The organism is Pseudomonas sp. 34 E 7, from assembly GCF_900005715.1.
In the GTDB taxonomy this organism is placed as follows: Bacteria; Pseudomonadota; Gammaproteobacteria; order Pseudomonadales; family Pseudomonadaceae; genus Aquipseudomonas; species Aquipseudomonas orientalis_A.
This window is the reverse complement of sequence record NZ_CVTX01000105.1, coordinates 47,524-53,796: the sequence shown is the minus strand read 5'-3', so window position 1 is coordinate 53,796 and position 6,273 is coordinate 47,524. Positions and strand designations below refer to the sequence as shown.

The 6,273-nt window shown below is 58.6% G+C and carries 5 protein-coding genes; 2 read left to right on the top strand and 3 right to left on the bottom strand.

Translation table 11 applies throughout. The annotated features are described in order from the left end of the window. A partial coding sequence (locus BFP96_RS08455) for a DUF2868 domain-containing protein (protein WP_065936022.1) occupies positions 1 to 1,069 on the bottom strand: 1,069 nt, incomplete at its 3' end. Between the two features lie 69 nt (positions 1,070 to 1,138). Here BFP96_RS08455 and BFP96_RS08450 point away from each other — a divergent pair. Continuing rightward, positions 1,139 to 1,651 (top strand): dihydrofolate reductase, encoded by a 513-nt coding sequence (locus tag BFP96_RS08450; RefSeq protein ID WP_065891597.1) that lies wholly within the window; start codon positions 1,139 to 1,141, stop codon positions 1,649 to 1,651. Between the two features lie 95 nt (positions 1,652 to 1,746). Here BFP96_RS08450 and BFP96_RS08445 read toward each other — a convergent pair whose 3' ends face one another. Continuing rightward, entirely contained in the window at positions 1,747 to 3,138 is a 1,392-nt protein-coding gene (locus BFP96_RS08445; protein ID WP_065891596.1) for an L-cystine transporter, read from the bottom strand. Between the two features lie 241 nt (positions 3,139 to 3,379). On the opposite strand from BFP96_RS08445, the gene BFP96_RS08440 reads away from it, so the two are divergent. Then, entirely contained in the window at positions 3,380 to 4,438 is a 1,059-nt protein-coding gene (locus BFP96_RS08440; RefSeq protein ID WP_065896128.1) for a phosphorylcholine phosphatase, read from the top strand. A 237-nt stretch (positions 4,439 to 4,675) separates the two neighbouring features. On the opposite strand, the gene BFP96_RS08435 is transcribed toward BFP96_RS08440, so the two are convergent. After that, positions 4,676 to 6,136 carry a hypothetical protein gene (locus tag BFP96_RS08435; protein WP_139113370.1) on the bottom strand — a complete coding sequence of 487 codons (1,461 nt, stop codon included), beginning with the start codon at positions 6,134 to 6,136 and terminating at the stop codon, positions 4,676 to 4,678. Positions 6,137 to 6,273 lie beyond the last annotated feature (137 nt).

Here is a 6,273-nt window from a genome sequence, read left to right as displayed (position 1 = left end):
TGGCGGGCAGTTTGGGCGGCCAGGGGTGCTGATCATCGAGTTCGACGGCCACCAGCAAGGCTCCATCGCTTTGCATCTCGCTGACGCCGCCGCTGACGTGATGCAACTGTTCGGGGGCGGCATCGTTGACCCCAAGCCGTTCGCTGCTGGGCATCAGGCGTTCGCGCAGTTGGGCGTAGCCGGGCAGGTTGAGGTCCAGGCGCAATGCCGCACGTCCGATTTTCCAGCGCCACAGGCAGAACAGGGCAAGGACCGCTCGGGGCAACAGGCCGTAGACCAGCAGCACGCCCACCAGCCAGGCGGCCCAGGCTTGGCGGGCGCTTTCGATATTCAGGGCGGAGTCGCCGCTGGCGCGGATCATGTCGACGGTCGGCACGTTGAAACCGAGCAAAGCGGGCAGGGTGCCGAGGGCCTGGGTGACAGCGATGAAGGTGTCGGCACCGAGGATGGTGGTTTCCCACACAAAGCCGTAACGCCGGGTGGCGAGCAGCATCAGCAACATCAGCATGGCGCTGAGCAACGCCAGTGACCACAGGCTGTTGACCAGGACGCCGACGGCCCAGCGATTGAGCTTCTGGCGCTGTAGCAACAGCAGCAGCGCCGGCGCCAGTTGTGCGGCCTTGGCGTCGCGGGCGAGTTTTTCACTGAGCCACAGCCACAGGCGACCGAGGCTGGCGCTGTGTTCGCCGGCAAACACCAGGCCCAGGGCCCAGCTGAGCAGCAGGATCAGGTTCAGGCCGAGCAGGCTGCCCAGGGCCCAGAACACATTCACTGGGGTCAGGCCATTGCCCAAGGCGGCAAACGCCAGGCCGGCGCCGCTGATAATCGCGACGATCGCCAACAGCACCAGGGCCAGGCGTGCGCCTTGCAGCCAGCGTGTGAGGGCGCCGGTCAGGCCATCGCGTTCGGCCAGGTGCAGCGCGCGATGCACGATGCGCGTCGGCAGGTCGCCACCGGCCGTGCGGGCCAGGCGGTTGGCTTCGAGATCTTCCAGAGGGCCTGCGTGTTCTTCGCGCAGGCGCACGGTTTCGGTCAGCCAGAGGTTGTGCAGCGGGTTTAGTGCAGTCACGCGCCATCCTGTTGTGTTCGTGAGGTTGGAGCATAACTGCTGACTCGCAGCTCTGGTATTCTCGTGACCATGAAAAAAACTCTCCCTTTAAGCCTGATCGCAGCCCTCGGTGAAAACCGCGTGATCGGCGTCGACAACAGCATGCCCTGGCATTTGCCGGGGGATTTCAAGTATTTCAAGGCCACCACCCTGGGCAAGCCGATCATCATGGGGCGCAAGACCTGGGATTCCCTGGGCCGACCGTTGCCGGGGCGGCTGAACATTGTGGTCAGTCGTCAGACCGACCTGGTGCTCGAAGGTGCGCAAGTGTTTGCGTCACTGGAGGCGGCGATAGCGCGCGCGGAGGAATGGGCCAAGGCCCAGGGCGCGGACGAGCTGATGCTGATCGGCGGCGCGCAGTTGTATGCCCAGGGGCTGGAGCAGGCGGATCGCCTGTATCTGACGCGGGTGGCGTTGAGCCCTGAAGGGGATGCGTGGTTTCCGGCGTTTGATGCGAACCAGTGGAAGCTGGTGTCGAATGTGGAGAACCCGGCCGAAGGGGATAAACCGGCTTACAACTTTGAAGTCTGGGAGAAAGCTTAAAAGCATCGGGGGCAATCCCCCTCCCACATTGGACCGCATTCTTCTGTTGGAACTCGGTCAACTGTGGGAGGGGGCTTGCCCCCGATAGCGCTCTATCAGACCTGCGCTAACTCAGCATGCTCATCGGCATCGAGCAACGCCTTGTCCGTCTGCCCCATGATCTGGCTGGTAATCGCCCCCGCCGTCATCGAGCCATTCACGTTCAGCGCCGTACGGCCCATGTCGATCAGCGGCTCCACGGAAATCAGCAGCGCCACCAGTGACACCGGCAAGCCCATGGCCGGCAGCACGATCAATGCCGCGAAGGTCGCACCACCGCCCACGCCCGCCACACCGGCCGAGCTCAGGGTCACAATCGCCACCAGCGTCGCGATCCACAGCGGGTCCAGCGGGTTGATGCCGACGGTCGGCGCGACCATCACCGCCAACATCGCCGGATAGAGCCCTGCACAGCCGTTCTGGCCGATGGTTGCCCCAAACGAAGCGGCGAAACCGGCAATGGACTGCGGGATACCCAGGCGGCGTGTCTGCGCTTCAATACTCAAGGGGATCGAGGCGGCGCTGGAGCGGCTGGTGAAGGCAAAGGTCAGTACCGGCCACACCTTGCGGAAAAAGCGCAGCGGATTGACCCCGGCCAGCGACAGCAACAGGCCATGCACCACAAACATCAGGCCCAGGGCCAGGTACGACACCACGACAAAGCTGCCGAGCTTGATGATGTCCTGCAGGTTGGAGCTGGCGACCACCTTGGTCATCAGCGCCAGAACACCGTACGGGGTCAGCTTCATGACCAGGCGCACCAGGCGCATCACCCAGGCTTGCAGGGTGTCGATGGCGTTGAGCACCTTCTGGCCTTTTTCCACGTCGTCCTTGAGCAGTTGCAGCGCGGCAACCCCCAGGAACGCGGCGAAAATCACCACGCTGATGATCGACGTCGGCTTGGCCCGGGCCAGGTCGGCGAACGGGTTGGCCGGCACGAACGACAGCAGCAATTGCGGGATATTCAGGTCGGCGACCTTGCCCGCGTAATCGTTCTGGATCACTTGCAGGCGCGCCATTTCCTGGGTACCGGCGACCAGCCCTTCGGCGGTGAGGCCGAACAGGTTGGTCAGGCCGATACCGATCAGCGCCGCGATCGCGGTGGTGAACAGCAAAGTGCCGATGGTCAGGAAGCTGATCTTGCCCAGGGACGAGGCGTTGTGCAGGCGCGCCACGGCACTGAGGATCGAGGCGAACACCAGCGGGATCACGATCATTTGCAGCAGTTGCACATAGCCGTTGCCGACCAGGTCGAACCAGCCGATGGAGGCCTTGAGTACCGGGTGACCGGCCCCGTAGATGGCGTGCAGCACCACACCGAACACCACGCCAAGCACCAGGGCGAACAGGACCTTCTTGGCCAGGCTCCAGTTCGTACGGCCGGTTTGTGCCAGGCCCAGCAGCAGGGCCACGAACACCAGTAAGTTGAGAATCAGGGGAAGATTCATTGAAGCTCCGTTGAGAAGGCAGCCAATCGCGTGAGCCTGCGATTGCGAACCGGGAAGCCTAACAGCTTGAAATATATTGATTTAATACCGATATGGAATGGTGACTGTCGTTTTTGGAATAAGCGCTTGACGCTCTGGCGTACGACCGTGGCGGGATCAGGATGCACACGGTCGGGCTCGACACGGGAACTGTCACAGGGATTTGTTAGCGTCGATGTTTTTCACTCAGGAAGAAACGCTTATGAAGCTCGCGCCGAAATTGCTTGCCGCCGCGCTTTGCCTCGGACTCGCCAGCCAGGTATTCGCCGCCACCGAGTTGAAACACTGGCCGGCGCCTGCCGCCAAACAGTTGAACGAGATGATCGCCGCCAACGCCAACAAGGGTAACTTCGCGGTGTTCGACATGGACAACACCAGCTACCGCTACGACCTTGAAGAGTCCTTGCTGCCGTACATGGAAAACAAGGGCCTGATCACCCGCGACAGCCTTGATCCGTCGCTCAAGCTGATGCCGTTCAAAGACACCGCCGACCATAAGGAAAGCCTGTTCAGTTACTACTATCGCCTCTGCGAAGTGGACGACATGGTGTGCTACCCGTGGGTGGCCCAGGTGTTTTCCGGGTTTACGCTCAAGGAACTCAAGGTCCAGGTCGACGAGTTGATGGCCTCCGGCAAACCCGTTCCCGTCAGCTATTTCGAAGGCGATACGGTGAAAAAGTCCGAGGTGCAGCCACCGAAAGTCTTCACCGGCCAGGCCGAGCTGTACAACAAGCTGATGGAAAACGGCATCGAGGTGTACGTGATGACCGCCGCCTCCGAGGAACTGGTGCGCATGGTCGCCGCCGATCCGAAGTACGGCTACAACGTCAAACCCGAGAATGTGATCGGCGTGACCACCCTGCTCAAGGACCGCAACACAGGCGAACTGACCACCGCGCGCAAACAGATTGCCGCCGGCAAGTATGACGAGAAGGCCAACCTCGGCCTGGAGCTGACGCCTTACCTGTGGACTCCGGCCACCTGGATGGCCGGCAAGCACGCGGCGATCCTCACCTATATCGACGAATGGAAAAAACCGGTGATCGTCGGCGGCGACACGCCAACCAGCGATGGCTACATGCTGTTTCATGACGTGGATGTGGCCAAGGGCGGCATTCACTTGTGGATCAACCGCAAGGACAAATACATGACCCAGCTTAATGGCATGATCGCCAAGCATGCGGCGGCGCAGGCCAAGGAAGGGTTGCCGGTGACGGCGGACAAGAACTGGGTGATCGTCAAGCCGGAAGACATTCAGTAACAGGCTGGGCGCAGTAAAAAATGTGGGAGGGGCTTGCGCTAATAACGCTCTTTGTAGGAGCGAGGGGGGCGCCTAGCTCTTGCTCGCGAAAAACTCACAGGCACCGCGTTCATTCAGGAAGCGCGCGTTATCGTTGACGTTTTTCGCGAGCAAGCTCGCTCCTACAGACGGCGGTTTACGCCCTTTCCTGATTTTTCAGGCAATTCAGTGCTGGGTATTTAAAAAGTACCTATAAAATCAATGCCTCGAGCGTGAAGTGTTCAATAATTTGCAGGCATCAAGTACTCTTTGATAAGCGTATTCTACTGCGTCGGCGTTATATTGGTCCGCACCTGCCAGTTGATTGAATAATAAAGGCGTGAAGTTTTTTTGATCGTTATACGAAAACACCGTATAGGCTTCGTTAAGCGAGTGGCCTCCGCTGAAGGTGAGATAGGCCGCCGTCAGGGTTTTCGCATGCTCCATGGAAAATACCTTGCCTTCCTCGATCAGACTTTTAAATAAGTAGTTCAACACGTTGGTGCTGCCGGACATGCCGGTGCCTATTGCACGCTCAGCGTGCAGCGCGGCTCGATTGTGTGGAGTTATTTTCTGTGTGGTAAGTTGGTAGCAGTCAATCGGCCTGATGCCCTTGGTGCCCTGCAGGCGGGTCGGTTGCTGTGGTGCTGACTGGTAAGGTAGCAATAGCCCGTATCGATCGCTGCGAAAGTTGCTGTTTTCAAGAGATTCAATCCGCTCTCGCTGGTTCTCGATGACATCGATATAGTGCTGCGTTGCCACCTCCGCCAGTGGCCGTAAATTGGGGGCCACCAACATATATTTCACTGCCAGCGACAAGGTCAATGGAATCGCATAAGGGTCGCGACTTTGCAGCATGGCGGTAAATTTTTGCGTATCGAAGGCTCGCAGGAATTCTTGAGTTTCCTTGATCTGTTCGCGCCATCCGGGTGGGTCGTCGCGCATCCTCTGATGGATTTCCGCGCACAGCGCGATTTGCATGGCAGGTGGATAACTATTGAAGTCCGTTAGAAGTTTTTGCGTCAGCAATTCGTTGATGTGGTGCGATTGTGCCGTGGGATTATTAATTACATATTCTGAAAACGCAGTGTCGAAAAGCCGTCCATAGTAATTGTCATTGCGTTTGGTAATATAAAATTCCTTTTCCAGGGTATTTGATATCTCCTCTATTCTCGACAGCAACGCCTGGTTTTTTTCCGGTTCGAATGACAGGTCGCGCTGAAGCTGCGTTATAAGGTTTTGCGTAATGTCTCTTGAACTCCTGTTATCCAGCCAGCTTACTTTAAGGTGCTCGATGATGGGCGTTTTGATCGAGGTATCCAGTTCCGACTCTGCAATCGCAAGGGTCAACGCCAACAGCACTTCCTTGGGCGTCCTTATCAGCTCTTGCGCAGGCTGTGGGCGCTGAGTCAGTGGCGCAGTGATTGAATTGGAGATGTCTGTAAAGTTGCTGTTGGACAAGTGCCTGGGTTGAACTTTAGTGATCATGCCTCGGCTGTCCACCGTGACCATTTCCCTCATCCGAAACGCAGTTTCAGGGCTTATGGTTTTGCCGAGCAAGGTGTTGGCCATTTCGTCAGGACGTAAACGCCTGGTGCTTTTTTCAGAGCGCTGAGGTGCAGAGGGGGCGTAGTCCTGGGCCCGAAATTCTGCTGGAGGAACGCCGTCCGATATTTTCATCGCACACCCTTTGGTTAATCGATCGTCTCGCTTGGTGGGCGATTCGGTAAAAGGGTTCCAGATGGCAGTGCAAGGGACGCGGCGCGTCAGGCAGGGTAAAAAAATGCCCCGTGGGTACGGGGCATTTTTCAGGGGCA

What these genes read in the sequence shown, in the direction of transcription:
- BFP96_RS08450 (WP_065891597.1), top strand. Translation starts at nt 1,139, where the DNA reads ATGAAAAAAACTCTCCCTTTAAGCCTGATCGCAGCCCTCGGTGAAAAC.
- BFP96_RS08445 (WP_065891596.1), bottom strand. Translation starts at nt 3,138, where the DNA reads ATGAATCTTCCCCTGATTCTCAACTTACTGGTGTTCGTGGCCCTGCTG.
- BFP96_RS08440 (WP_065896128.1), top strand. Translation starts at nt 3,380, where the DNA reads ATGAAGCTCGCGCCGAAATTGCTTGCCGCCGCGCTTTGCCTCGGACTC.
- BFP96_RS08435 (WP_139113370.1), bottom strand. Translation starts at nt 6,136, where the DNA reads ATGAAAATATCGGACGGCGTTCCTCCAGCAGAATTTCGGGCCCAGGAC.